The organism is Streptomyces sp. SAI-135 (assembly GCF_029893805.1).
GTDB lineage: Bacteria > Actinomycetota > Actinomycetes > Streptomycetales > Streptomycetaceae > Streptomyces.
The window spans coordinates 7,913,176-7,937,260 of record NZ_JARXYP010000002.1 but is presented as its reverse complement, the minus strand read 5'-3'; the positions used below and the strand labels follow the sequence as shown (position 1 = coordinate 7,937,260).

Sequence of the window (24,085 nt, the reverse complement as noted above, 5' to 3'; positions counted from 1 at the left end):
CCGGTGGACGATACTGACAAGCACGACCGGCAGCGATAGACAACCTACGCGATCCACAGGATCTTTTGGGAGCAGGCGGTATGAGCAACACAGCGCAGATCGGCGTCACGGGCCTCGCGGTCATGGGCCGCAACCTGGCCCGTAACTTCGCCCGCAACGGCTATACGGTCGCCCTGCACAACCGGACCGCGTCGCGCACGCACGCTCTGGTCGAGGAGTTCGGGAGCGAGGGCGACTTCATCGCGGCCGAGACCGCCAAGGAGTTCGTGGCGGCGCTGGAGCGGCCGCGCCGGCTGGTCATCATGGTGAAGGCCGGTGAGCCGACCGACGCGGTGATCCAGGAGTTCGCGCCGCTGCTCGAGCCCGGCGACATGATCATCGACGGCGGCAACGCGCACTTCGCGGACACCCGGCGCCGGGAGCGCGAACTGCGCGAGCAGGGCATCCACTTCGTGGGCATGGGCGTCTCCGGCGGCGAGGAGGGCGCGCTCAACGGACCGAGCATCATGCCGGGCGGCCCGAAGGAGTCCTACGACTCGCTCGGCCCGATGCTGGAGAAGATCTCCGCGAAAGCGAAGGACGGCGCTCCGTGCGTGACCCACGTGGGTCCCGACGGGGCCGGGCACTTCGTGAAGATGGTCCACAACGGCATCGAGTACGCCGACATGCAGCTGATCGGTGAGGCGTACCAGCTGCTGCGGGACGTGGCCGGGTACTCCCCCGCGCAGATCGCCGACATCTTCCGCACCTGGAACACCGGCCGTCTGGACTCGTACCTGATCGAGATCACGGCCGAGGTGCTCTCCCACGTGGACGCCGAGACGGGCAAGCCGTTCGTGGACGTGGTGGTGGACCAGGCCGAGCAGAAGGGCACCGGCCGCTGGACCGTGCAGATCGCCCTGGACCTGGGCGTCCCGGTCTCGGGCATCGCGGAGGCGGTCTTCGCCCGCTCCCTGTCCGGCCACGCGGAGTTGCGTGAGGCGTCCCGCTCTCTCGCCGGGCCCAAGGCGTCCCCGCTGTCGGAGTCCGAGGCGGGTGCCTTCGCGGACCGCGTGGAGCAGGCGCTGTACGCCTCGAAGATCGTGTCGTACACCCAGGGCTTCCACGAGATCGCGGCCGCCCGTGAGGAGTACGACTGGGACATCGACCTGGGTGCCGTCTCGGCGATCTGGCGTGGTGGCTGCATCATCCGCGCGGCCTTCCTGGACCGCATCCGGTCCGCCTACGACACCCGCGCGGACCTGCCCAGCCTGCTCTCCGACGACACCTTCGCGCAGGAGATCGCCGACGCCCAGGACGACTGGCGCGAGGTCATCGTCGCGGCGACCCGGCAGGGTGTGCCGACGCCGGGCTTCGCGGCGGCGCTGGCCTACTACGACGCGCTGCGTGCCGAGCGGCTGCCCGCGGCGCTGACGCAGGGGCAGCGGGACTTCTTCGGCGCGCACACCTACCGGCGCACGGACCGCGACGGCTCGTTCCACACGCTGTGGGGCGGGGACCGGTCCGAGGTGACCGGCTGAGAGTGTTCGCCTGACATGGCGGAGGGCCACCGTCCGGTGGCCCTCCTTCGCTTTGTCCGGGTGGGTGCCGTCAGCTGAGCGGCGGTCCCGGTTCCGGGTTCGGCACCGGCTCGGGGCCCGGCGGGACCGGGGAGGGCGACGGGTCGGGGCCGGGTCCCGGCGGGACCGGGTCGGGCGCCGGACCGGGGCCGGGGCCCGGACTCGGGGTCGGGTTCGGGGGTGACGGCGGCTCCGGAGCCGGCCCTGGCGTGGGCACCGGCCCGGGGCCGGGAGTGGGGCCCGGAGGGACGGGGTCGGGGTACGGATCGGTCATCAGGTCCTCCAGCCAGTCGGTCGGCGTCGGCTCTGGACTACTCCCCCGCGTACCCGTGGGCCCTGCCGCCAGTCACCCGCCCGTATGACGAGCGGGACCCGCCTGGGTGCGTCCGGGCGCGGGCAGGTCTCGACCCGGCCCGGACGTCGCAACCGCGCGCTCAGAACCCCTCGGGGTGGGCCACCAGCCACTCCTTCGCCGCGCGGAGCAGCTCGGGGTCGGCGGCGGGGGCCTCGTCGGGGTGGCGTTCGGCCCACTTGACGACGTAGGGGCACAGAGGGGCGACGGACACGCCCTCGCGGGCCGCGATGCCGTAGAGCTCGCGGGCCAGGGAGCCCGCGATGCCCTGGCCCTCGTGGGCCGGTTCCACGACGGTGTGGACCGGGACCAGGGCGCGCTCGGGGGATTCGAGGACGAAGTACTGGATGTGGCCGACGACTTCGTCTCCCTCTGATCCGACGGCCTCCAGCATTCCGGCCGGCCGGTCGTCGCGGATCTCGATGTCGCTCATGGGCACGCTCCTGGTCCGAAGGTCGTCGAGCAGGGTCAGGCCGGCACCGAACGCGGGCTGCGCTCCTGGTCCGAACCCGGCACGGGTTCCGACGGATCGGCCCCCAGGGCGAGGATGCGGTTGTCGCGGTCCACGTGCACGACCCGGGGTACCAGAGCCCGTGCCTCGGCGTCGGTCACTTGAGCGTAACTGATGATGATCACCAGATCGCCGGGGTGGACGAGATGGGCGGCGGCACCGTTGATACCGATCACCCCGGAACCGCGCTCGCCCTCGATGACGTAGGTCTCCAGCCGGGCGCCGTTGGTGATGTCGACGATGTGGACGAGCTCACCGGGCAGCAGGTCGGCGGCGTCGAGGAGATCCGCGTCGATGGTCACCGATCCCACGTAGTGCAGGTCGGCCTGGGTGACGGTGGCGCGGTGGATCTTGGACTTGAACAGAGTACGCAGCACTTTGGACTCCTGGAAGACGGCTCCCCGCCGGCTTTCTGCAGGTCAGGGGCATCCGTCACTGTACATCGGCAGGTCCTCGACCAAAAGACTCGCCGGCACATCGTGCGCCGAGGGCAAGCGCTCGGGCGGGCCGGGGAGGAGCGCGCCGGTGCCGTCCGTTGCTGTCCGGCGGCCTGCGGCCCTGTCGGCGGAGGGTGGAGCGAGCGGAGGGTGGGGCGAAGGAGAGCGGCGCACGGCCAGGAGCCAGGAGTGCGCCCGGCGGCGCTGCCCGTGACCGCCGTCGGCGCACACTCCGAGGAGTTCAGATTCTCCCTATTGTCTGAGCTTCCTCAGCGCTCTTGCCCCGGGCTCACGGTCTGCAGCCAGCTGGGTGCTGCGCCCACCTCCTGGCCCGGGTTTCCGATGAACCCTGGGCAGACCGACGGCACGCTGGGCAGTTGCGGGGCCGTCGCTCAGGGAGGTGGCCGGGACACCTGCACCTGAGGAGTAGTCATGTAGAAGGCATACGAGGCACCGACGCTCGTCCGGCTCGGCACCTTCCGGAAGGAGACGGGGCTCCTTCAGCGCTCCGGCAACGACCGGCTGATCCTGAGCAAGAACTCACTGACCGACGGTCCTTGACTCGACGTCATGACTGAACTGCACGAAAGTGCGGGGACGGGCCCCGGCGACGCGCACTTCGCGGTCTTCACCGACCGCGCGGAGGCGGCCGCCGTGGCCCGCTCCTTCGCCCGCCCCGGAAGCCGGATCCTCGCACATGCGTCGGGCCGGCCCTGGCTGGTCGGCCGCTGGCACGCCGACGACATGGTCACGGCGACCGTCGGCGGCGCCGCCGTGGCCGTCGTCGGCTGCTGCCCCGTCGAAGCCGGCGAACTGCGGCGCCGGGTCGCAGGGTTGCGTGATCTCGCGCACCTCGACGCACTGGCCCGGTCCCTTCCCGGCAGCTTCCACCTCGTCGGCGCCCTCGACGGACAGATCAGGGTGCAGGGCACCGCCTCCGGACTGCGACTCGTCTTCCACGCGGAGATCAACGGCGTGCGGGTGGCCGCCACCCGTGCCGACACGCTCGCCGCCGTCCTGGGCGTCGACCCCGACGTGGAAGAGCCGGCCGCGAGACTGCTGTGGCCAGCCCCCTATCCCCTGTTCGAGACGTCCCTGTGGCGTGCGGTCACCGCCGTTCCGCCGCAGGACGCCATGGGTGGTGCAGGACCCGGGACCGGTCCATCACGCCGATGGTGGGCTCGTCGAGGAGGTCGTCGACGGCGAGCAGATCCTCGTAGACCAGGGGCGACGCGTCGGCGTCCCACACCACCTGCTCGACGTCCGGGAGGTGGCCCATCGCCTGTTGGGCCCAGTACAGGTCGGTGTCCGCCGGATCGCGTCCCGGCCAGGTACTGGCCACCACGTGGGCCGGGGAGCGGTCCGCGAGGAAGCAGACGGAGGTCGAGTCCAGGCCGCCGGAGAGATCGCAGCTGACCACGCCGCCCTGCCGGGTGCGCGCGTCGACGGCCTCTCCCAGTGCCGTGCGGATGAGGGGCGCCGCTTCGGCGAGCGGCCGGTCCGGTTCCGGCGGCGTCCACCACCGGGTGTGCCGCACGGTGCGCCCGTCGGCGGTGACGACCATGGGCCTCGTCCAACGCGGGATGGGCGCCTACCGGCGCATCGACCAGACGCTCTGCCTGCCCGTCGAGCCCACCGCACCGCGCCTCCCGGGAGACCCGGTCCCCACACTCCCGCCGGCCGGTCCGTCCGACACCTCCGAGCAGCCCGCCCTCGCCCTGCGCGACGTCCACTTCGGCTACCACCCGGACCGGCCGGTCCTGCGCGGCGTCTCGTTCACCGTCGGGCACCGGCAGCACGTCGCCCTGGTGGGCCGGTCCGGAGCCGGCAAGAGCACGTTGTTCGCCCTGGTGGCGAGGTTCTACGAGCCGGACGCGGGCCACGTGCTCTTCGACGGGCGGCCCGCGACCGGACTCACCCGTGCCGCGTGCCGCCGGCGCATAGCCGTCGTCGACCAGAACGCGCACGTCGTCCGCGGCACCCTGCGCGACAACATCGCCTACGCCGTGCCCGACGCCACGGAAGCGGAGATCCGGCGCGTGGTGGAACTGGCCCGGCTCGAAGAAGTCGTCGACCGGCTGCCCGGCGGGCTGACCGCCGTCATCGGGGAACGCGGCGGCACCCTCTCCGGCGGCGAACGCCAACGTGTCGCCCTCGCCCGCGCGTTGCTGGCCCGCCCCACGCTGCTCCTGCTGGACGAACCCACCTCACACCTCGACGCGATCAATGAGTCGGCGCTCACCGCCGTCATGAAGGACGTCGCCCAGGAGTGCGCCCTGCTGGTCATCGCGCACCGCCTGTCCACCGTGCAGCACGCCGACCACATCGTCGTGCTGCAGGACGGCCGCACCGCCGCCGGCGGACGCCACGAGGAGTTGCTGGCCGACAGCGCCCTCTACCGCGAACTGGCCATGAGCCAGATGCTCAGACCTGGCGGGCACACCGGAAGCGGGGACCGAGCGGGGACATCGGGGTGAAGCCGCGCCCTGCAGAGTGCGGAAGACATTCACCTGGTTTCCGGGACCGCCCTCGCCGCCGCGCCGGCCGCAGCGGCCGTGACCGCCGGGCACGGGCAGCGGCCGCGGGACCGGTCGATGGTCCTCAGTGCGCCGACGCCGTGACGCGGGCGCGGACCGCATGGAGGACGAACCCGCTGCGCACCCGCGCCGGCATGCGGTTCAGCGGGATCCGCAGATCCTGTTCGGGGACGTCGTACTCCAGCCGGGCCAGCCGCGGGCCGAGGGCGGCGAGCAGCGCGACGGTGATGTCCTCGCCGGGGCAGCGGTGGCCGGTGGCCCGGTCCGCGCCCCCCTGCGGAACGAGTTCGTCGGGCCGGGGCGGCCGCCCCACGAAGCGCTGCGGGGCGAAGGCGTACGGCGCGTCCCAGAGGTCGGGGTCGTGGTTCTGCCCGTAGAGGTCGAGCAGGATCAGGGTGCCGGACGGGATCGGCTCGCCCCGCCATTCCAGATCGGTCACGGCCCGGCCGCCGAGGAAGGGCGCGAAGGGGTAGAAGCGCCGCAGTTCGTGGGCGAACGCCACGGCGTAGGCGGGGTCGTCCTCGCGCAGCCGTTCCTTGACACCCGGGGTGCGCAGCGCGTGACCGGCGTAGGAGACGAACCAGCAGACGGCGACGGTGGGGCGGATGACGTTGAGCAGTTCGACGGCGGCGGTGTGCGGGTCCAGGGGCCTGCCGTCGGCGTCCCGGTGGCTGACGACCGCCTCCAGCACCGACCCGGCCGGGGCCGTGGCGTCGCCCGCGCGCACGTCCTCGACCAGCCCCGCCAGCCAGCTCTCACTGCGTGACCTGGCCCTGCGTGCCCGCCAGTGGCGCGGTCCCGGTGTGGCGAAGCCGTCGACCATCGCGACCATGTCCCGGGCCACGGAATCCGCGTCGTCCACGGGGATGCCGGCCCACTGGCAGACGCCCCGGGTGAGGATCCGGCTCGCTTCGTCGAACAGGACGACCGGGCGTTCGGGCCACGACTGCACCGCCTCGTCCCAGACCTCCGTCACGCGGTCGACGACTTCGGCGACCGCCTTGGGGCCGGTCAGCAGGGACAGGAACATCTCCTTGCGCACGCGGTGCGCCGGTCCGTCCAGGGTGTGCACGGCGCCGTGACCGAACAGGGTGCTGAGCACGGGACCGGGAAGGGCGGTGCCGCGTTCCACGTGCCGTTCGTCGTAGAAGAACCGCACCGCTTCCGGGCCTTGCAGGGCAACCGCGTGCTGCCCCATCAGCCGGGTGCGCACGAGCGGAGCGCCGGTGCGGCGCCAGCGGTCGGGCAGCCAGGTGTATCCCTTGGCGAGGAGGGCGAGCGAGCTGTCGGCGATCGGCGGACGACTCTGATTCATGAGGCCGCGAGTGCCCTGCGCCCCCGGCGGGAAACGCGGCGTGGGCGACCCCGCCCCGTGGCCGCCGCGTTTTCGCCGTCCCCGGGTGGGGACCCGGCGCTCGTGGTGGCCTACGGAGCCGAACAGCGGGTGCGGGTGCCGGTCCTGCGGACGCGGTGGCTGCGGCAGACGTTCGTCCACTGGCCGTTCCCGCCGGAGGCGGTGCAGGCCCTGCTGCCGCGGGAGCTGGTCGCGGACGAGTACGACGGCGTGACATGGGTGGGCCTCACGCCGTTCGTGATGGCGGACGTGCGCCCCGCGGGGGTCCCCGCCGCCGTGCCCGGACTCCCGTCGTTCGCGGAGACCAATTTGCGGACCTATGTGCGGCGCGAGGACGGACGGGACGGGATCTGGTTCCTGGCCGTCCAGGTGGCCTGCCCGCTGATGCTCGCGGCCCGTGCCGTCGGGGCCCCGTACACGCTGGGGCACCTGCGCGTCGGCACGGACGGCGACACCGTGTCGTACACGGGCCGGCAAGGGGGCGGGCGCGTCTCCTACCGCCTGGACGTGCGCCCCGGTGAGCCCGTCCAGCCGACGGAGCGCGATGTGTGGCTGACCTCGCGCTGGCGGGCGTACACCCGCCGGCTGGGCGTTCTCCTCGAGACGCCCGTGGAGCACGAGCCCTGGCCGCTGGCCGGTGCGGCCGTCGACGTGCTGGAGGAGACACTGACCGCCGCGGTGGGCCTGCCCGTCCCGCTCGACAAGCCCGTCGTGCACTACTCACCCGGGGTGCGGCACGTCCGGCTCGGGCCCTCCCGGCCCCTGGTCGCATGAGCGGGCGCCTGCGCTTCGACGGCTGGATCGCCGGCCTGGGCACGGCCTCCGGGACCCGCGTCGTGCTCGGGCACTGGCCGCGGTCGCCGTTCGGGCCGTTCAGCGACGTGATGCTGGAACGGCCCGACGGAGAACGGCTGTTGCTCGCCCCGACGCGGGAGACGGCGGACTTCGTCAGTGACACCTACGTCTTCGACACCGTACGGGTCGTCCCGGTCGACGTACGCGTCGCCGACGGGACCTGGAGCGTGGCGGCAGGCTCCCTCGACCTGCGTTTCACCGTGGGTGGCCGACAGTGGCTGGGGCTGCTGCTGCGGGCGGTGCCCGGAGTGCTCGCCCGGCAGCCGGCCTGGTGCGCGCTCACGTCCCTCCCCGCCCGCGTCCTGCTGCCCGGGGTGCGCACCCGCGGCAGTGCGGGAGGGGGCCGCCGGGAATGGTACGGAGCCCGGGACCTGCGCCCCGTCCACACGGTGTCGGGGGTCTTCGAGGGCGAGGACCTCGGTGCGGCGGCACCCGTCGTCCCGCCCGTGCGCTTCGGGTTCGGGTCGGTGCCGAGGAAGCCCTCCCTCACCCGTGTGACGACCACGGTGGCCCTGGCCGCGGAGTGAGGACGCCCGGGCAGGGGTACCCGGCCGTACCGGACAAGGAGCGGGCTCATGCACAGGACGAACAGGCGGGACCCCGCGGACACCCTCGCCGTCACGCACGGCCTCTTCAACCTCGTGGGCGGTCTGTGGCCGCTGGTGCACCTGCGCAGCTTCGAGTGGGTCTTCGGACCGAAGACGGACGTGTGGCTCCAGATGACGACGGGCGGACTGCTGGCCTCCGCCGGCGCCGCCCAGCTCGCCGCCGCCCCCGGCCCCCAGGGCCCGGCCCAGGCCCGCCGGATCGGACTCGGCACCGCTGTGACCCTGCTGGCCGTGGACCTGGTCTACGTGCCGAAAGGACGTATCCGCCCGACGTACCTCCTCGACGCGGCGATGCAGACCGGCTGGATCGGCGCCTGGCTGCGCGCCGCCCGCGGGAAGGCGTCGTGAGCGGGAGAAGGCGCCACCATCGACCCCCGACACACGACAGGGAGACCGACCATGAGTGAGCAGACACCGTCCCAGGCGGAGGGCGAGCGCGAGGAGAGCACCCAGGACGAGCAGGAGGCGTCCGGACGTCGTGACGTGCCCAGGACGACTCCCTCGCAGGCGGAGGGCGAGGACACGGAGGACGAGGAGAACGGTCCCGCCGGTACCTGAGGGGAGGCCGGAGCGAAAAGTGCGATGAATGGCCCCCCGCAGGCTGGTTACACCGCCCTGCACGCATACTTCACAAGCATTCGTAGGGCGGGCCGATGGCGACACATACCGAACCGGTGACCCCGGTTCCGGCGGTGACAGGCCGCAGCAGGGGGCGCGTGGTGGTGTCCTGGCTGACCACGACCGACCACAAGAAGATCGGGCATCTGTATCTGATCACGTCGTTCTGTTTCTTCCTGGTCGGCGGGGTCCTCGCGATGGCGATCAGGGCGGAACTGGCCCGGCCGGGGCTGCAGTTCCTGTCCACCGAGCAGTACAACCAGGCGTTCACGATGCACGGCACGATCATGCTGCTGCTCTTCGCGACGCCGACCTTCGCCGGGTTCGCCAACGCGATCATGCCGCTGCAGATCGGCTCGCCGGACGTGGCCTTCCCCCGGCTGAACATGTTCTCCTACTGGCTGTTCCTGTTCGGCGGCCTGATCGTCATGGGCAGCTTCCTCACCCCGCAGGGCGCGGCCGACTTCGGCTGGACCGCCTACACCCCGCTCAGCGGCCCCATCCGCAGCGGCTACGTCGGCGCCGACCTGTGGATCATGGGGCTCGCGCTGGCCGGTTTCGGCACCATCCTCGGCGCGGTCAACTTCATCACCACCATCATCTGCATGCGCGCCCCCGGCATGACCATGTTCCGGATGCCGATCTTCACCTGGAACGTGCTGCTGACCTCGGTGCTCGTCCTGCTGGCCTTCCCGGTCCTGGCGGCCGCCCTGCTCGCCCTGGAGGCCGACCGGCACTTCGGCGCGCACGTCTTCGACGCCCAGTACGGCGGACCACTGCTGTGGCAGCACCTGTTCTGGTTCTTCGGCCACCCCGAGGTCTACATCCTCGCCCTGCCCTTCTTCGGCGTGATCAGCGAGATCATCCCGGTCTTCTCCCGCAAGCCGATCTTCGGCTACGTCGGCCTGATCGGCGCCACCATCGCCATCACCGGTCTCTCCGTGACCGTGTGGGCGCACCACATGTTCGCCACCGGCGCGGTGCTGCTGCCGTTCTTCTCCTTCATGAGCTTCCTGATCGCCGTGCCGACGGGGGTGAAGTTCTTCAACTGGATCGGCACCATGTTCAAGGGCTCGCTCTCCTTCGAACCGCCCATGCTGTGGGCGGCCGGTTTCCTGGTCACCTTCCTGTTCGGCGGGCTGACCGGCGTGATCCTCGCCTCGCCCCCGATGGACTTCCACGTCACCGACAGCTACTTCGTGGTCGCCCACTTCCACTACGTGCTGTTCGGCACGATCGTCTTCGCGATGTTCGGGGGCTTCAGCTTCTGGTGGCCCAAGATGACCGGCACCATGCTCGACCACCGCCTGGAGAAGATCCACTTCTGGACGCTGTTCGTCGGCTTCCACACCACGTTCCTGGTCCAGCACTGGCTCGGCGCCGAGGGCATGCCCCGCCGCTACGCCGACTACCTGGCCGCCGACGGCTTCACCGCCCTCAACACCCTCTCCTCCCTGGGCGCCTTCCTGCTGGGCCTGTCCACCCTGCCGTTCCTCTACAACGTGTGGAAGACCGCCAAGTCCGGCACGAAGGTCGTGGTCGACGACCCCTGGGGATACGGCCGCTCCCTGGAGTGGGCCACCTCCTGCCCGCCCCCGCGCCACAACTTCTCCGCCGCCCTGCCCCGCATCCGCTCCGAATCCCCCGCCTTCGACCTCCACCACCCCGAGGCGGCACAGCTGGACCAGAAGCGGCACTCCGGCAGACGGGACGTGATCGACGCCGAGGGCCACGAGGGTGAGCGCTCCTGAGGAGGACGAAGCCATGACCGCATCGGTCAGGCAGGACACCGCCCCTGGCCCGCGCGTCGAACCGCGCAGGTCGATGGCCGTGTGCGCACTGATCGGGGCGGCGGTGACGGCGGCGGTCGACGAGATCGTCTTCCACCAGATCCTGGGCTGGCACCACTTCTACGACCGCGCCACCACCAGCACGGGCCTGCTCTCGGACGGACTCCTGCACACCGCCGAACTCCTCGCCCTGTGCGCCGGCTTCTTCCTCTACGCCGATCTGCGCCGCCGCGGGTCCCTGGCGGTGCCGCACGCCTGGGCGGGCCTCCTCCTCGGCATGGGCGCCTTCCAGTTGTTCGACGGTGTCGTGGACCACAAGCTGCTGCGCCTGCACCAGATCCGCTACGGCGTGGACGTGACCCCGTACGACGTGGCGTGGAACCTCGCGGGACTGCTTCTCCTGCTCGCCGGCACGGGCCTCGCCGTGCGCGCCGCGCGCCGGCGGCACGGTGACAGCGGACGGACGGAATGAACCCCGCGCACGTGCACCCGGGCGCCCCGGGGCCGGCCGAGCTGGTCGTCGCCGGGGCCGCGCTGCTGGCGACCGTCCTCTACCTGGCCGCGGCAGGCCGGTTGCGGCGGCGCGGGGACGCCTGGCCCGTGACCCGGGACATGTCCTTCGCGGCGGGAGGCGTGGCCACGGCCTGGGCGACCCTCGGCGAGACGTGGGGCGGACCCTTCACCCAGCACGTGGTGCGGCACCTGGTCGTCGGCATGGCGGCCCCGCTGCTGTGCGTCGCCGCCCGCCCCCTCACCCTCGCCCTGCGCGCCCTCGCACCCGGCCGGGCACGGCGGCGCCTGGTGGCCCTCGCGCACTCCGGTGCCGTGGGGCTGCTGCTCTTCCCTCCCCTGGCGGCCGTCCTGGACGTGGGCGGGCTGTGGCTGCTGTACCGCACGGACCTGTTCGCGGCGACGGCACACCGGCCGTGGCCGCACAGTGCGGTCCAGGTGCACATGGCGGTGGCGGGACTGCTGTTCACCTTCGCCGTGGGCGGGCTCGATCCCGTGCGGCGCCGTTGGGGCCTCGCCGTGCGCGGCGCGACCGTACTGGCCGCCGGGGCCGCGCACGCGGTGCTGGCCCGCACGCTGTACTCCCGGCCCCCGCCCGGTACCGGTTTCGGCGCCGCCGACCTGCATCAGGGCGCCCAGTGGATGTACTACGGCGGCGACCTGGTGGAAGCGGGGCTGGCCGTGCTGATGGGGGTGGGCTGGTACGCCGCCGCCGGACGGGCCCGTACCCGTCGTCCGCGCCGGGGTTCCGGGGCGGGGTGGTTGACCGGCCCGGCCGGGGCACTCGGAGGCCATCACAGGACTCCGGCGGCCGGAGGGGAACCATGAACACGACGGCACGGACCTCGCTCGACGACGGTCCCGCACGGCAGAAACGCCTGGTGATCTACCTCAACGACCACCTGGCCGGTGCGACGGCGGGCGTTGAGCTCGCCCGCCGCATGACGCACGAGCACCACGGCACCGCCTACGGCGAGACCCTGGAGAGCCTGCGCAAGGAGATCGCCCAGGACCGGCAGGCCTTGGTGCGCCTCCTCGCCGACCTCGACGTCCCCGTCCGGCGCTACAAGACGTACGGGGCCTGGCTGGGCGAGAAGGTCGGGCGCATGAAGCCCAACGGCCGTCTGCTGCGCCGCTCCGGCCTCGCCCTGCTGGTCGAGATCGAGGCGCTGCGGCTGGGCACGCAGGGCAAGGCCTCCCTGTGGCGCGGGCTGCTCGCCGCGTCGGCACAGGACTCACGCCTGGACGCCGACCGGCTGGAGGAGTTGCTGCGCAGGGCGGTGCGGCAGATCACGACCCTGGACTCCCTGCACGCGAGGGCCGCCACCGAGCTGCTGTTCCCCGCGACGCGACCGGACTCCGAGTCGACACCGGCACAGCCCGGCTCAGCGCCTTGACCTGCCGGTCAGCGCTGGTCCGGACGGGGGCGCGGAAGCCTGCCCGGAACGGCGGGGACGGTCCCGGCACGGTCGGCCGATTCCGCTCCTCCATGTCCTTCACCGCCCGGTTACACCCCACCGGCACGGGTACCCGCGCGGCTCCACTCCGGCCCACAGCCGAGGAGACCCCCCATGGGCTTCAACCCACTGGAACATCAAGGCATCCCGCTGGAACGCCAGTTGCGCAACTGGCGTGAGCTCGACGTCGAGCCCGTCGACCCCGACCACGGCGATCCGTACACCAAGTGCCGCATCATCGCGATGAACGGCATCGAGGTCGAGGCGATCCTCTTCAGCCACCAGTTCGCCCGCCACTGTCCCGACCCGGACGTCAAACGGCAGCTGGCGGAGGTCCGTTACATCGAGCAACAGCAGCAGAAAGTGGTCAACTGGCTGCTCCCCGGCCTCGCCTCGGTCCTGGAGACGACCATCTCCTACGAGCAGGTCGCGGTCGATCTCACCGGCTGGATCGCCCGCCACGAACCGGACCCGTACCTCAAGCAGGCGTACGAGTTCGGCGTGCTGGAGGACTTCGACCACCTGTACCGCTACGCCAACCTCTACGAGATGATCGAGCACCGCAAGGCGGAGTCGATCGTCGAGGGGCTCACGGAGGTGATGCCGGGACGGCCGACCAAGTTCCACCACCGGCACCCGGCGGACAACGTGCGTGAGCCCTACGACCGCTCGACGGTCAACCCGCTGTCCCGGCTGCACGCGCTGACGATCATGTCGGCCGAGCAGCAGACCATGAACTTCTACATGAACGTCGGCCCCCAGTACATGGAGCCGATCGCCCGCCAGCTGTACCAGGAGATCGGGCTGATCGAGGAGGAGCACGTCACCCACTACGAGTCGCTGGTCGACCCGGGTGAGTCGTGGTGGGAGCAGCTCGTCACCCACGAGTACAACGAGTGCTACCTCTACCACTCCTTCATGGAGCAGGAGCCCGACCCCAAGGTGAAGGCGGTCTGGGAGCTGCATCTGAACATGGAGCTCGAACACCTGCGGATCGCCTGCGACCTGATGCGCCGTCACGACGGCCGCGAGCCGCAGGAGATCCTCGCCCCGGAGCTGCCGAACGTGCTGACCTTCGAGGAGAACAAGCAGTTCGTGCGCGGTCTGCTGGACACCCAGATGGATCTCACGACCCTCGGCACCGGCTACGTCCGCGACGCCCACGAGCGGTTCGAGCGGATGCAGGAGCAGATCCACGGTGGCGAGGAGCCGCCCAGCGAGCGGGTGATGGCCCAGCACCGGGAGATGTTCGGCCGTGAGTACCGCATCGAGACGGAGGGCGAGCACCCCGACGCCGCCTCCCGGGAGAGGAGCTGACATGGCCGGGATCGCGGCGAGCGACGCCGATGTCGTGGCCCTGCTGATGCGTCAGCACGGTGACATCCGCAACCTCTTCGACGAGGTGGAGCGGACGGCCGGGGACGAGCGCCGGGCGGCGTTCCGCAGCCTGGTCCGGCTTCTGGCCGTGCACGAGACGGCCGAGGAGGAGGTCGTGCGTCCCTTCACCCGCACCTCCGTGCCGGACGGCGCGAAGGTGGCGGACGAGCGGCTGGCCGAGGAGCGGGAGGCCAAGGAACTCCTCTCCCGGCTCGACGGGATGGACACGGACGACCCCAAGTTCCTGCCCGAACTCATGACGCTGCGCCTGGACGTGATGAAGCACGCCCGCGCCGAGGAACGGTACGAGTTCAACCACATCCGCCGCCACGCGGACAAGGCCCGGCTGTCCGCCATGGCCACCGCCCTGAAGGCGGCCGAGGCCGTGGCCCCGACCCACCCCCACCCCGGGACCGAGTCGGCGGCCGGGAACATGGCCCTGGGACCGGTCGCCGCCCTGGTCGACCGCACCCGGGACGCCGTGCGCAAGGCCATGGGCAAGGACGGCTGACCGGCCGCGCTCCGTGCCGGCACCAGCATCCTGGGCCGTGGCTTCGGCAGTGACGGCCGTGGCTCAGGAGTCAGGTGTCCGGTCCCGGGTACGCGAGGGGTGTCGGATCCTGCGACCGGGGTGGTGGCATGGAGAACACCGGTGACACCGGGCGGATGCTGAGGCACCTGCTGCAGGCCGCGCACACGGTGACGCTGGAGCAGCTGCCCGGTCTCATCGCCGGCCACGCCGACTCCGCGGGCCTGTACGACGTGGCCGTCTTCGCCGTCGATCTCCGCGAGACGGTGCTGCGGCAGATCACCGGCCGCGGTCTCGACGCGGCGGCGGGCGGGGAGGAGGTGCGGATCGACGGCACCCTGCCCGGACGGGCCTACCAGCGGGTGACGGTCGTCGCCGAAGCGCCGCGCGAGGCGGGGGCACGGCGGCGGTGGTGGGTGCCGGTGACCGACGGTGTCGAGCGCATCGGGGTGCTGCGTGCGGACTCCGAGAACGCTGACGAGGCGGCCGTACGGCAGGATCTGCGGGATCTCGCCTCACTGGTGGCCCTGGTCGTGCTCAGCAAGCGGTCCTGCAGTGACTCCTTCGCCCGGCTGGTGCGCACGGAACCGATGAACGTGGCGGCCGAGATGCAGTGGAAGCTCATGCCGCCGACCGCCTTCGCGGGGCAGGACGTGACCGTCGGCGGGGTGAGCGAGCCCGCCTACGAGATGGGCGGCGACGCGTTCGACTACGCCGTCAGCGGCAACGTCCTGCATCTGTCCGTGTTCGACGCGATGGGGCATGACACCACGGCGGGGATCACCGCGAACGTGGCGGTGTCCGCCTGCCGCAACGCCCGTCGTCAAGGGGCCTCGCTGGCCGAGACGAGCCGGGCCGTCGAGAGCGTCCTCGTCGCCCACTTCGGCACCAGCCGGTACGTCACCGGCATCCTTGCCGACCTGGACCTCGACACGGGGCGTCTGACCTGGATCAACCGCGGTCACCCTCTGCCGCTCGTCATCCGCGACAACCGCTGGACCGTCGAACCGACCTGCCCTCCGGCCGGGCCGATGGGCACCTGCCTGGGACTGCCGATCGTGGTCTGCCGCCAGCAACTGGAGCCCGGCGACCGGCTGCTGATGTACACGGACGGGATCGTCGAGGCACGCAACTTTGAGGGGCAGCGGTTCGGCCGTGAGCGGTTCGTGGACTTCGTGGTGCGCCACCACTCCGGCCGTCAGACGCTGCACGAGACCCTGCGCCGGCTGATGCACGCGGTCCTCGACCACCATTCCGGCCGGCTGGAGGACGACGCCACCGTCCTGCTGACCGAGTGGCGGGCGGGCCACCAGGACCGGCTCACGCCCTGACGGCGACGCCGGTTCCGGTTTCTCCCCCTCAGGGCCAGGGCACCCGCGCCCGGTCATGGTCGTTTTCCGACGAACCGCGCGAGGAGAACCGATGCAGGAGCAGGACCGGAACCGGATCGACACCCCTGCGGTGATCGCTTCCGAACCCACCCCGGACTTCCCCGAGCAGAAGCAGGACCCGCCCGGGCTGGAATCGGAGATGGAGCCCAGGCCGCGGTACCGGGCTGAGCGCTACCGGGCGGCGGGCAAGCTGACCGGCAAGGTCGCCCTGATCACCGGGGGCGACTCCGGGATCGGCCGGGCGGTGGCCCTGCTGTACGCGCGGGAGGGTGCGGACGTCGCCATCGTCTACCTCCCGGGGGAGCAGCCGGACGCCGAGGAGACCCGGCAGGTGGTCGAGGAGCAGGGCCGCAGGTGTCTCCTGCTGCCGGGCGATCTGTGCGATCCGGAGTTCTGCAAGGACGTCGTCGAACGCACCGTGCGGGAGCTCGGACGGCTGAACATCCTGGTCAGCAACGCCGCCTACCTCAACAGCAAGCTGCATCTGGAGCAGTTGACGGCGGACGACTGGGACCGGACGTTCAAGACGAACGCCTACGCCTACTTCCACCTGGTCATGGCCGCCCTCCCGCACCTGGACAAGGGTGACTCGATCATCGCCACGGCCACGGAGGAAGCCCTCAAGGGCAGCACCACCATGATCGACTACGCGGCTTCCAAGGCCGCTGTGATCACCTTCACCAAGTCCATCGCCCCGCACCTGGCGGCGCGGGGCGTGCGGGCCAACATCGTCGCGCCCGGCCCCACCTGGACGGTCCTGAACGTCGCCGACCGGCACATGCCTCCCGGCGACCTGGCCCAGGTGGGCAGCGAGACACCGATCGGCCGTCCGGCGCAGCCGGAGGAGATCGCCCCGGCCTATGTGTTCCTGGCCTCCGACGCGGATTCGAGCTTCGTCACCGGCGAGGTCATCGCGGTCACCGGTGGGGAGACGGACACCCGGTGACCGGCTAGGCGACGGCGGTCGGTGTCACCTCGCCGTCGTCCGGGGCGAACTGGGTGCGGTACAGCTCGGCGTACCGGCCGTCGCGGGCGAGCAGTTCCTCGTGCGTGCCCCGCTCCACGATCCGGCCGTCCTCCACCACCAGGATCAGGTCGGCCGTGCGGATGGTGGACAGGCGGTGGGCGATCACGATCGCCGTCCTGCCCTCCAGCGCCTCGGTGAGCGCCTCCTGGACGGCCGCCTCCGAGGTGTTGTCCAGGTGGGCGGTGGCCTCGTCGAGGATGACGACCCGCTGGCGGGCCAGCAGCAGCCGGGCGATGGTCATGCGCTGGCGTTCGCCGCCGGAGAGCCGGTAGCCGCGTTCGCCGACCACGGTGTCCAGGCCGTCGGGCAGGGACCGTACGAGGGCGTCGAGCCGGGAGCGGCGCAGGGCGTCCCACAGTTCGGTCTCGGTCGCCTCCGGGCGGGCCAGCAGCAGGTTCGCGCGGACGGTGTCGTGGAAGAGGTGGCCGTCCTGGGTGACCATGCCGAGGGTGGCCCGCAGGGAGTCCGCGCTCAGGTCGCGGACGTCGACACCCCCGACGCGTACGGCGCCCTCGTCGACGTCGTAGAGCCGCGGCAGCAGTTGCGCGACGGTCGACTTGCCGGCGCCGGAGGAGCCGACGAGCGCGACCGTCCGGCCGGGTTCGGCACGGAAGGAGATGCCGTGCAGGACCTCGGCGCCGCCGCGGGTGTCGAGGGAGGCGACCTCCTCCAGTGAGGCCAGGGAGACCTTGTCGGCGGAGGGGTAGCCGAAGCGGACGTTCTCGAACTCGACGGCGACCGGGCCCTCGGGGACCGCACGGGCGTCCGGTTTGTCCTCGATCAGCGGCTTCAGGTCCAGTACCTCGAAGACCCGCTCGAAGCTGACCAGCGCGCTCATCACCTCGACGCGGGCGCCGGCCAGGGCGGTGAGCGGGGCGTACATGCGGGTCAGGAGCAGGGCGAGGGAGACCACGGCGCCCGGTTCCAGGCTGCCGCGCAGGGCGAACCAGCCGCCGAGGCCGTAGACGAGGGCGAGGGCCAGGGCGGAGACCAGGGTCAGGGCGGTGATGAACACCGACTGTGCGGTGGCCGTGCGCACTCCGATGTCGGCCACCTGACGGGCGCGGGCCGCGAACTCCACGGACTCCTGCTCGGGGCGGCCGAAGAGCTTGACCAGGGTGGCGCCGGGCGCGGAGAAGCGCTCGGTCATCCGGGTGCCCATGGCCGCGTTCAGGGTGGCCGCCTCCCGCTGCATCCGGGCCATCCTGCTGCCCATGCGCCGGGCGGGGATCACGAACACCGGGAGCAGCGCGAGCGCCAGCAGGGTGATCTGCCAGGACAGGGTGAGCATCACCACCAGGGTCAGCAGCAGGGTGACCAGGTTGCTGACCACGCCGGACAGGGTGTTGCTGAAGGCGCGCTGGGCGCCGATGACGTCGTTGTTGAGACGGGAGACGAGCGCTCCCGTACGAGTGCGTGTGAAGAACGCGACCGGCATGCGCTGCACATGATCGAACACAGCCGTGCGCAGATCGAGGATGAGTCCCTCGCCGAGGGAGGCCGACAGGCGCCGGGCGAGGATGCCGAGCGCGGCCTCGGCCACCGCGATCAGGGCGATGAGCAGGGCCAGACGGACGACCTTGCCCTCGTCGTCACCCGACACGATCGCGTCCACGACGTTGCCGGCCAGCACCGGCGTGGCCACGGCGAGCAGCGCGGTCGCCACGCCGAGCACGACGAAGCGGGCGATACGGGTACGGTGCGGACGGGCGAACGCGCCGATGCGGCGCAGCGTCGCACGGGCGAACGGGCGGCGCTCCTGCTCGGCGTTCATGACACTGTGCAGCTGTGTCCAGGCTGTGGTCTCCATGCTCATGGGAGAGAACTTAGAACCTCAAGCGTTGTCGAGGTCAACGCCCGAACCTCGACCGCCCGACCGAAGGACTCGATGACCGTACGCAAGACCCTGGTCCCGCTTCCGCAACCCGCCGTTGGCGGGGCGGGGAGAACCTCTCCCGGTGTGACAGCGGTAGAACTCCCCCAGGGACGCCCTCTCCAGCGCCTCCCCGTCCGCCGTATCCGCCAGATCCTGTGTCTGGTCCCGCTCTTGCTGGTCACCGTCGTTGCGGTGCGGCACCGCTCCGTGCTCGCCGAGGGCTTCGGTCATCTGCGGCACGCCCAGTGGCCGTGGCTCGCGGCCGCGGTGGGCACGACCTGTCTGACGTGGGTGGCCGCCTCCTTCACCCGGCAGGGGGCTGTGGTGGAGCGGCTGCCCCGGCGACGCCTGCTGGCCACGCAGTTCGCGGCGGGCGCGGCCAACCATCTGCTGCCGACGGGCCTCGGCGCGGGCGCGGTCAATCTGCGCTTCATGACCGTGTGCGGGGTTCCGCTCGCCCGCTCCTCGGCCGCGCTCGCCCTGTATCTGCTGGCCGAGTCGATCGGCCGGCTCGCCCTGCTGACCGCGCTGCTCGTCGCCTTCCCGGACGCGCTGCGGCTGGGCGCCCTGCTGCCGGACACGGCCGTCGGTCCGCTGCTGCTGGGGCTCGGCGCGGTGCTGGTGGTGGCCGTGGGCGTGCTCGCCGCTGTCCGCCGGGTGCGAAGCGCGGTGGGCTCGTTCCTGCGGACCGCGCTGTGCGAGGCCCGCTCGGTGCACGCCCGCCCGTCCCGGGTGCTCGCCCTGTGGGGCGGTTCGCTGGCCTTCCCCGCGCTCCAGGCGGCCGGTCTCGCCGCGGTGGGGCAGTCGCTGGGGCTGTCGGTGCCGCCCGTGCACATGGCTCTCGCCTACCTCGCGGCGACCTGCGCGGTGGCCCTGGTGCCCACCCCGGGCGGGGTCGGTTCGGTGGAGGCGGCCCTGGTGGTGGCCCTGGTGGCGGCGGGCGGCCCGGCCGCAGTGGCCACGGCGGTGGTGCTCGCCTACCGGATCATCACGGTGTGGGTGCCGCTGGTGCCGGGCGCGCTGACACTGGGCGCGCTGGTGCGGCTGAAGGTCATCTGATCCGGGCCCGGGTCGTTCACCGGTCGCCGAGTGTCACCCGTACCGGGCCGCCCCCGGGGTCGACCAGGCGGGTCCACCGTGCGGTCAGGCCGAGGGTCCGGTACGGAACCGCCCTGGCCAGGCGCCGGCGGTGCAGGGTGCGCCCGTCCTGGGTGACCTGGAGGAGCGGGCGGGTCAGGTGGGCCGTCGTGCGCAGGAGGTACGGCAGCCCGCGGTCGGCCGGGGTGACCCGGTTCGGGACGATCCAGCGCAGCGGCGGCGTCACCGACAGGGGGACGCCGTCCGGGGCCGCGGCTCCGGCGAGTGCCTCCAGGACGGCTCCGGCCACGTGCGCTCCCTCGTGGGCCGCGGTCGCCGCGCTCTCCCCGGGGTGCAGCACGCCGCCGGCCGCGAACACACCGGGCCGCGAGGTGTGCAGCGACCCGTCGACGGCCGGGCCCCGGGTGCCGGTGTCCAGGGTGAGGCCGCCGCGCCGGGCGAGTTCGTGGTCGGGCACGAAGTCTCCGGTGAAGACGACGGTGTCACAGGAGAGCACGGCCTCTCTGCCGTCCCCGTGCCGTACGCGGACCCCCGACAGCCGTCCGTGCCCGAGGAGTTCGGCGACCGTCGTGCCGGTGAGGAGCGGGATGCCCTGCCGGAGGCGGGCGTCGGCGGCGCGGGCGGGCCGGGTCCGCGCACGGGGCAGGCCGGTGAGCATGGCCACGACCTCCGCTCCGGCCGCCCTCACGGTGGCCGCGGCCGCGTAGGAGACGTCCTCGGCGCCCACCACGACCGCGCGTTCCCCGATGCGTTGCCCGTACAGGTGCACGGCCTGCTGGAGTTCGCCGGTGGTGAGGACGCCGGCGGGACGGGTGCCGGGCACCAGCCGTGCGGAGCGCGGGCGTTCCCGGGCGCCGGTGGCCAGGACGACCGCCCGTGCCTCGACGGTCTCGGGACCGCGCGGACCGACGGTGTGCAGCGACAGCGGACCGGCCCAGTCGAGGGCGGTGACCCCCGGTCGCACGACGGCTCCGGCGCTCTCGGCGGCGGTGACGAGGAGGCGGGCGTGTGCGGGGCCCGTCAGGAGGTGCGGCCAGGTGCCGAAACCGCCGTGGGCACAGTGCCGCGGCACTCCCCCGGCCTGCTGCTCCCGGTCCAGGACCTCGACCCGGGGCACTCGGGCGGCCGCCAGACGGGCGGCGGCCGCGAGCCCCGCGGGACCGGCGCCGACGATCAGGACGTCGACCTGGCGCACCCGGCTCATCCGCCCGCCTCCTCGAACAGCTCCCGTAGCGCGGCCCCGCAGTGGAACCCCTGGCACCGCCCTGCCCGCGCCCGGGTCCGGCGGCGCAGTCCGTCGAGGCCGGCCGGGGGGATCGTGCCGGTGAGGGCGTCGCGGATCTCGCCGCGGCTCACCCGCTCGCAGTGGCAGACGAGGGTGCCGTACTCCGGGTCGGCGGCGATGAGTTCGGGCCGCTGGTAGGCGCGCGGGAAGGCCTCGCCGAGGTTGGGCATGCGGACCGGTTCCAGTTCCCCGGCGGGTCCGAGGTCCAGCCCGGCGTCGGCGAGCAGGTCCCTCACGTGCGCGGCGACGGCGAGCGAGGCGGTCAGCCCGGTCGAGCGGATGCCGCCGACGGTGACGTACGCCTGCTGCGGGTGTGCGGTGATCCGGTAGTCCTCGTGCTCGGTGGCGGCGCGCAGGCCCGCGTAGACGGCGGTGACCTCCTCGTCGAGCAGTGCGGGAAGGATGCGGCGGCCCTTGTCGCGGAGTCCTTCCAGGCCCTCGGCGGTGGAGCCGGTGGCCCGCTTGTCGTGCAGGTCCTCGGCGGTGGGGCCGAGCAGGACGTTGCCGTACACGGTGGGGGTGATCAGGACGCCCTTGCCGAGGGCGGTGGGGACGGGCAGCAGGATGTGCCGTACGAGGTCGCGGGCGAACTTGTCGAAGACGAGGAGCTGGCCGCGGCGCGGGGTGACGGTGAAGTCGTCGTGGCCCAGGGCCCGGTCGAGGGTGTCGGCGTGCAGACCGGCGGCGTTGACGAGCCAGCGGGTGCGCAGGATGCCCCGTCCCGTGTCGAGGACGTGGGTGCCGTCGTCCCGGCCGACCGCCCTGACCGGGGTGTTGAGGTGGAGGTCGACGCCGTTGCGGACGGCCTGGGTGGCGTACGCCAGGGTCGTCGTCCACGGGCAGATGATGCTCTCGCCGGGCACGTGCAGCGCCCCGAGTGCGCCGGGGCCCAGGTGGGGTTCGCGGGCGTAGAGCTCTTCCGGGCCGATCGGACGGGTGTCCGGGTGGTGGTTGCGTCCGGCCTTGTCCACCAGGCGGGGCAGGGCGGCGAGTTGCTCCTCGTCCCAGGCGACGAGGAGTGCCCCGACGGGTTCCACGGGGATGCCGGTCGCTGCCGCGTACTCGGCGAGCAGCCGTGCGCCCTCGCGGACCAGGCGTGCCTCCAGGAAGCCGGGGGTGGCGTCGAAGCCGGTGTGCAGGATGGCGGTGTTGGCCTTCGAGCTGCCCTGGCCCACGTCGTCCTGTGCTTCCACCAGGGCGACGCGCAGGCGGGGGTGGCGGGCGAGACCGCGTGCGATCGCACTGCCGACCACGCCGGCGCCGACGACCGTCACGTCGTACGGCGATGCGGGGAGCGGACCTTGCCGGGTGACGGTGACGTCCTTCGACCGCTGCTGCGTCGTGGCCGGCCGCGCAGTTCCCCGCGCTCCTCGGGGGCCTCGCCCGGCCGCTGTCATGCGGCCCCTCCGTCGAGCAGTGCCGCCACCGCTCGCCGGAACCGGCCCAACCGCTCCCCCGCCTCCTCCGCCGACACCCGCGGTTCGTACACCGCCGCCGGCTTCCAGTCGGGCAGGGCGTCGGCCGGCTCCAGGCCGGGTTCCGCGCCGAGGCGGGCCAGGGCGCCCACGCCGAGCGCCGTCGCGTCCGGCAGGGCAGACACCTCGACCGGGCGCTGGAGCAGGTCGGCCTGGGTCTGCATGAGGAGGGCGGAGCGGGTGAGGCCGCCGTCGACGCGCAGGGCCTCCAGCGGCGAGCCGAGATCCCGCGCGGCGGCCTCGGCGAGCTCCACGACCTGGGCCGCCAGGCCCTCGCACAGGGCGCGCACCAGGTGCCCGGGACCGGTGTCCAGGCCGAGGCCGGTCAGAGAGCCCCGCAGATCGCCCCGCCACCAGGGCGCGGCGAGTCCGGCGAGCGCGGGGACGAAGGTGACCCCGCCGCTGTCGGGCACCGAACCGCCCACCGCGTCGAGATCGGCCGCGCCCCCGATGACCCCGAGGTCGGTGAGCCAGCGGACCGCGGCCGCGGCCGTGTACACCTGACCGTCGAGGCAGTAGCGCGTACGCCCGTCGAGCCGCCAGGCCACACAGCTCACCAGTCCCGAACCGCCGCGCCGGGGCTCGGACCCGGTGTGCGCGAGGAGGAACGCCCCCGTCCCGTAGGTGCACTTGGCGCCGCCGGGTGCCGTGACGCGCTGGGCGAGCAGGGCGGCCTGCTGGTCCACGGCCAGACCGGTGAGCGGTGTCCTTGGACCGAACGCCCGTGTCACCCCCACCTGTCGGGCGTTGTCGACGACCTCCGGGAGCCGTTCGTCCGCGAGTCCGTACAGGGCGAGGGCCCGGGAGGACCACTCGGCGCGGTCGAGGTCGAGGAGCTGGGTGCGTCCGGCGGTGGCCGCGTCCGTGACGAGGGCCCCGGTGAGCCGGTGGACCAGCCAGGCGTCGCTGGTGGTGACCACGCCCTCCCGGGTGCGGTGCCGTCGTATCCACGCCATCTTCGGCGCGGCGAAGTAGGGGTCCAGTGGGAGTCCGGTCAGCTCCCGCAACTCGTCGCCGTGTCCGGAGAGTTCGGCGCACACGGACTGGGCCCGCCGGTCCTGCCACACGAGGGCGTCGGTGAGCGGCCGGCCCGTCGCTGGGTCCCAGGCGAGCACGGTCTCGCCCTGGTTGGCGAGGCCCAGCGCGGTCACAGGTTCACCCGCCTCCGACAGGGCCCGCGAACCCGCCTCGATCACCGAGTCGTACAGCTGCGCCGGGTCGACCTCGACCAGCCCGCCGGGGAGGTGACGGGGCCGCACCTCGGCGAACCCGGTGCCGAGGACACCGCGTTCGGGGCAGATCACCAGGGCCTTGGTGCCGGAGGTGCCCTGGTCGACGGCGAGCACCGGACCGGTCATCGCGCCCCTCCCGAAGTGATCACGATCCGACAGCCTGCCGCTGCCGTCCGTACCGCGTCAAGGCGCTCCCACCTGCGGTCG

General features: G+C 72.4%; 22 protein-coding genes and 3 pseudogenes. 17 read left to right on the top strand and 8 right to left on the bottom strand.

All coding sequences use genetic code 11. The features are described 5' to 3' along the window. The first annotated feature begins 80 nt into the window (after positions 1–80). Positions 81–1,520 carry an NADP-dependent phosphogluconate dehydrogenase gene (gene gndA / locus M2163_RS40300; RefSeq protein WP_280896488.1) on the top strand — a complete coding sequence of 480 codons (1,440 nt, stop codon included), beginning with the start codon at positions 81–83 and terminating at the stop codon, positions 1,518–1,520. 473 nt (positions 1,521–1,993) lie between these two features. Here gndA and M2163_RS40295 read toward each other — a convergent pair whose 3' ends face one another. Together M2163_RS40295 and panD are read right to left on the bottom strand one after the other, a co-directional pair. Beyond that, a complete protein-coding gene (locus tag M2163_RS40295) occupies positions 1,994–2,344 on the bottom strand; it encodes a GNAT family N-acetyltransferase (RefSeq protein ID WP_280896487.1) in 351 nt (116 codons plus the stop codon). A 35-nt stretch (positions 2,345–2,379) separates the two neighbouring features. Then, on the bottom strand, positions 2,380–2,799 hold the full coding sequence (gene panD / locus M2163_RS40290) for an aspartate 1-decarboxylase (RefSeq protein ID WP_280896486.1): 420 nt from the start codon (positions 2,797–2,799) through the stop codon (positions 2,380–2,382). A 504-nt stretch (positions 2,800–3,303) separates the two neighbouring features. Here panD and M2163_RS40285 point away from each other — a divergent pair. Together M2163_RS40285 and M2163_RS40280 are read left to right on the top strand one after the other, a co-directional pair. Beyond that, a pseudogene (locus M2163_RS40285) lies at positions 3,304–3,420 on the top strand (keywimysin-related RiPP); the annotation flags it as partial. A gap of 9 nt (positions 3,421–3,429) precedes the next feature. After that, positions 3,430–3,996 (top strand): annotated as a pseudogene (locus M2163_RS40280) (lasso peptide isopeptide bond-forming cyclase); the annotation flags it as partial. Position 3,997: 1 nt separating this feature from the next. Here M2163_RS40280 and M2163_RS40275 read toward each other — a convergent pair. After that, positions 3,998–4,420, bottom strand: a pseudogene (locus M2163_RS40275) (asparagine synthase-related protein); the annotation flags it as partial. A 1-nt stretch (position 4,421) separates the two neighbouring features. Here M2163_RS40275 and M2163_RS40270 point away from each other — a divergent pair. Continuing rightward, positions 4,422–5,336, top strand: coding sequence for an ABC transporter ATP-binding protein (locus tag M2163_RS40270; protein ID WP_348541392.1), 915 nt, complete (start codon positions 4,422–4,424; stop codon positions 5,334–5,336). Positions 5,337–5,460: 124 nt separating this feature from the next. Here the strand turns inward: M2163_RS40270 and M2163_RS40265 are convergent, their stop codons facing one another. Beyond that, the gene (locus tag M2163_RS40265) at positions 5,461–6,711 is read right to left on the bottom strand and encodes a cytochrome P450 (protein WP_280847967.1); all 1,251 of its coding nucleotides are present in this window, start codon (positions 6,709–6,711) and stop codon (positions 5,461–5,463) included. Positions 6,712–6,813: 102 nt separating this feature from the next. On the opposite strand from M2163_RS40265, the gene M2163_RS40260 reads away from it, so the two are divergent. The 12 genes from M2163_RS40260 to M2163_RS40205 all read left to right on the top strand — a co-directional run bounded on the left by M2163_RS40260 (position 6,814) and on the right by M2163_RS40205 (position 16,831). Next, positions 6,814–7,524: a DUF2071 domain-containing protein gene (locus tag M2163_RS40260; protein ID WP_280896485.1), complete on the top strand. Its 711-nt coding sequence runs from the start codon at positions 6,814–6,816 to the stop codon at positions 7,522–7,524. After that, positions 7,521–8,132 (top strand): hypothetical protein, encoded by a 612-nt coding sequence (locus M2163_RS40255; protein WP_280896484.1) that lies wholly within the window; start codon positions 7,521–7,523, stop codon positions 8,130–8,132. Before M2163_RS40260 ends, M2163_RS40255 begins: the two co-directional genes overlap by 4 nt. Positions 8,133–8,180: 48 nt before the next feature. Next, positions 8,181–8,561, top strand: coding sequence for a hypothetical protein (locus tag M2163_RS40250; RefSeq protein WP_280847970.1), 381 nt, complete (start codon positions 8,181–8,183; stop codon positions 8,559–8,561). Between the two features lie 51 nt (positions 8,562–8,612). Continuing rightward, entirely contained in the window at positions 8,613–8,771 is a 159-nt protein-coding gene (locus M2163_RS40245) for a hypothetical protein (RefSeq protein ID WP_280896483.1), read from the top strand. Between the two features lie 95 nt (positions 8,772–8,866). Then, the gene (gene ctaD / locus M2163_RS40240; RefSeq protein WP_280896482.1) at positions 8,867–10,582 is read left to right on the top strand and encodes a cytochrome c oxidase subunit I; all 1,716 of its coding nucleotides are present in this window, start codon (positions 8,867–8,869) and stop codon (positions 10,580–10,582) included. A 13-nt stretch (positions 10,583–10,595) separates the two neighbouring features. Next, the gene (locus M2163_RS40235; RefSeq protein WP_280896481.1) at positions 10,596–11,093 is read left to right on the top strand and encodes a DUF2243 domain-containing protein; all 498 of its coding nucleotides are present in this window, start codon (positions 10,596–10,598) and stop codon (positions 11,091–11,093) included. Beyond that, the gene (locus M2163_RS40230) at positions 11,090–11,959 is read left to right on the top strand and encodes a cytochrome c oxidase assembly protein (protein WP_280896480.1); all 870 of its coding nucleotides are present in this window, start codon (positions 11,090–11,092) and stop codon (positions 11,957–11,959) included. The genes M2163_RS40235 and M2163_RS40230 overlap by 4 nt, the downstream gene beginning before the upstream one ends. Beyond that, positions 11,956–12,528: a hypothetical protein gene (locus M2163_RS40225; RefSeq protein ID WP_280896479.1), complete on the top strand. Its 573-nt coding sequence runs from the start codon at positions 11,956–11,958 to the stop codon at positions 12,526–12,528. Before M2163_RS40230 ends, M2163_RS40225 begins: the two co-directional genes overlap by 4 nt. Before the next feature lie 174 nt (positions 12,529–12,702). After that, positions 12,703–13,905 (top strand): hypothetical protein, encoded by a 1,203-nt coding sequence (locus M2163_RS40220; protein WP_280847975.1) that lies wholly within the window; start codon positions 12,703–12,705, stop codon positions 13,903–13,905. Position 13,906: 1 nt separating this feature from the next. Beyond that, positions 13,907–14,476, top strand: a complete 570-nt coding sequence (locus M2163_RS40215; RefSeq protein WP_280896478.1) for a hemerythrin domain-containing protein — start codon at positions 13,907–13,909, stop codon at positions 14,474–14,476. A gap of 128 nt (positions 14,477–14,604) precedes the next feature. Next, on the top strand, positions 14,605–15,825 hold the full coding sequence (locus tag M2163_RS40210; protein ID WP_280847977.1) for a PP2C family protein-serine/threonine phosphatase: 1,221 nt from the start codon (positions 14,605–14,607) through the stop codon (positions 15,823–15,825). A gap of 91 nt (positions 15,826–15,916) precedes the next feature. Beyond that, entirely contained in the window at positions 15,917–16,831 is a 915-nt protein-coding gene (locus M2163_RS40205; protein WP_280847978.1) for an SDR family oxidoreductase, read from the top strand. Between the two features lie 4 nt (positions 16,832–16,835). Here M2163_RS40205 and M2163_RS40200 read toward each other — a convergent pair whose 3' ends face one another. Beyond that, on the bottom strand, positions 16,836–18,722 hold the full coding sequence (locus tag M2163_RS40200; RefSeq protein WP_280897392.1) for an ABC transporter ATP-binding protein: 1,887 nt from the start codon (positions 18,720–18,722) through the stop codon (positions 16,836–16,838). A gap of 150 nt (positions 18,723–18,872) precedes the next feature. Between M2163_RS40200 and M2163_RS40195 the strand changes: the two genes are divergently transcribed. After that, entirely contained in the window at positions 18,873–19,847 is a 975-nt protein-coding gene (locus M2163_RS40195) for a lysylphosphatidylglycerol synthase transmembrane domain-containing protein (protein WP_280847979.1), read from the top strand. A 16-nt stretch (positions 19,848–19,863) separates the two neighbouring features. Here M2163_RS40195 and M2163_RS40190 read toward each other — a convergent pair whose 3' ends face one another. The 3 genes from M2163_RS40190 to M2163_RS40180 are packed head-to-tail and all read right to left on the bottom strand — an operon-like array spanning position 19,864 to position 24,004. Next, the gene (locus tag M2163_RS40190; protein ID WP_280896477.1) at positions 19,864–21,090 is read right to left on the bottom strand and encodes an FAD-dependent oxidoreductase; all 1,227 of its coding nucleotides are present in this window, start codon (positions 21,088–21,090) and stop codon (positions 19,864–19,866) included. Beyond that, positions 21,087–22,568: an FAD-dependent oxidoreductase gene (locus M2163_RS40185; protein WP_280847981.1), complete on the bottom strand. Its 1,482-nt coding sequence runs from the start codon at positions 22,566–22,568 to the stop codon at positions 21,087–21,089. Before M2163_RS40185 ends, M2163_RS40190 begins: the two co-directional genes overlap by 4 nt. Then, complete coding sequence (locus M2163_RS40180) at positions 22,565–24,004, bottom strand: FGGY family carbohydrate kinase (RefSeq protein WP_280896476.1); 1,440 nt, start codon at positions 24,002–24,004, stop codon at positions 22,565–22,567. Before M2163_RS40180 ends, M2163_RS40185 begins: the two co-directional genes overlap by 4 nt. Between the last annotated feature and the right edge of the window lie 81 nt (positions 24,005–24,085).

Bases quoted from the DNA above. Each gene is read 5' to 3' on its own strand.
- gndA (WP_280896488.1), top strand. From the start codon at position 81: ATGAGCAACACAGCGCAGATCGGCGTCACGGGCCTCGCGGTCATGGGC.
- M2163_RS40295 (WP_280896487.1), bottom strand. From the start codon at position 2,344: ATGAGCGACATCGAGATCCGCGACGACCGGCCGGCCGGAATGCTGGAG.
- M2163_RS40270 (WP_348541392.1), top strand. From the start codon at position 4,422: ATGGGCCTCGTCCAACGCGGGATGGGCGCCTACCGGCGCATCGACCAG.
- M2163_RS40265 (WP_280847967.1), bottom strand. From the start codon at position 6,711: ATGAATCAGAGTCGTCCGCCGATCGCCGACAGCTCGCTCGCCCTCCTC.
- M2163_RS40255 (WP_280896484.1), top strand. From the start codon at position 7,521: ATGAGCGGGCGCCTGCGCTTCGACGGCTGGATCGCCGGCCTGGGCACG.
- M2163_RS40250 (WP_280847970.1), top strand. From the start codon at position 8,181: ATGCACAGGACGAACAGGCGGGACCCCGCGGACACCCTCGCCGTCACG.
- M2163_RS40245 (WP_280896483.1), top strand. From the start codon at position 8,613: ATGAGTGAGCAGACACCGTCCCAGGCGGAGGGCGAGCGCGAGGAGAGC.
- ctaD (WP_280896482.1), top strand. From the start codon at position 8,867: ATGGCGACACATACCGAACCGGTGACCCCGGTTCCGGCGGTGACAGGC.
- M2163_RS40235 (WP_280896481.1), top strand. From the start codon at position 10,596: ATGACCGCATCGGTCAGGCAGGACACCGCCCCTGGCCCGCGCGTCGAA.
- M2163_RS40230 (WP_280896480.1), top strand. From the start codon at position 11,090: ATGAACCCCGCGCACGTGCACCCGGGCGCCCCGGGGCCGGCCGAGCTG.
- M2163_RS40225 (WP_280896479.1), top strand. From the start codon at position 11,956: ATGAACACGACGGCACGGACCTCGCTCGACGACGGTCCCGCACGGCAG.
- M2163_RS40220 (WP_280847975.1), top strand. From the start codon at position 12,703: ATGGGCTTCAACCCACTGGAACATCAAGGCATCCCGCTGGAACGCCAG.
- M2163_RS40215 (WP_280896478.1), top strand. From the start codon at position 13,907: ATGGCCGGGATCGCGGCGAGCGACGCCGATGTCGTGGCCCTGCTGATG.
- M2163_RS40210 (WP_280847977.1), top strand. From the start codon at position 14,605: ATGGAGAACACCGGTGACACCGGGCGGATGCTGAGGCACCTGCTGCAG.
- M2163_RS40205 (WP_280847978.1), top strand. From the start codon at position 15,917: ATGCAGGAGCAGGACCGGAACCGGATCGACACCCCTGCGGTGATCGCT.
- M2163_RS40200 (WP_280897392.1), bottom strand. From the start codon at position 18,722: ATGGAGACCACAGCCTGGACACAGCTGCACAGTGTCATGAACGCCGAG.
- M2163_RS40190 (WP_280896477.1), bottom strand. From the start codon at position 21,090: ATGAGCCGGGTGCGCCAGGTCGACGTCCTGATCGTCGGCGCCGGTCCC.
- M2163_RS40185 (WP_280847981.1), bottom strand. From the start codon at position 22,568: ATGACAGCGGCCGGGCGAGGCCCCCGAGGAGCGCGGGGAACTGCGCGG.
- M2163_RS40180 (WP_280896476.1), bottom strand. From the start codon at position 24,004: ATGACCGGTCCGGTGCTCGCCGTCGACCAGGGCACCTCCGGCACCAAG.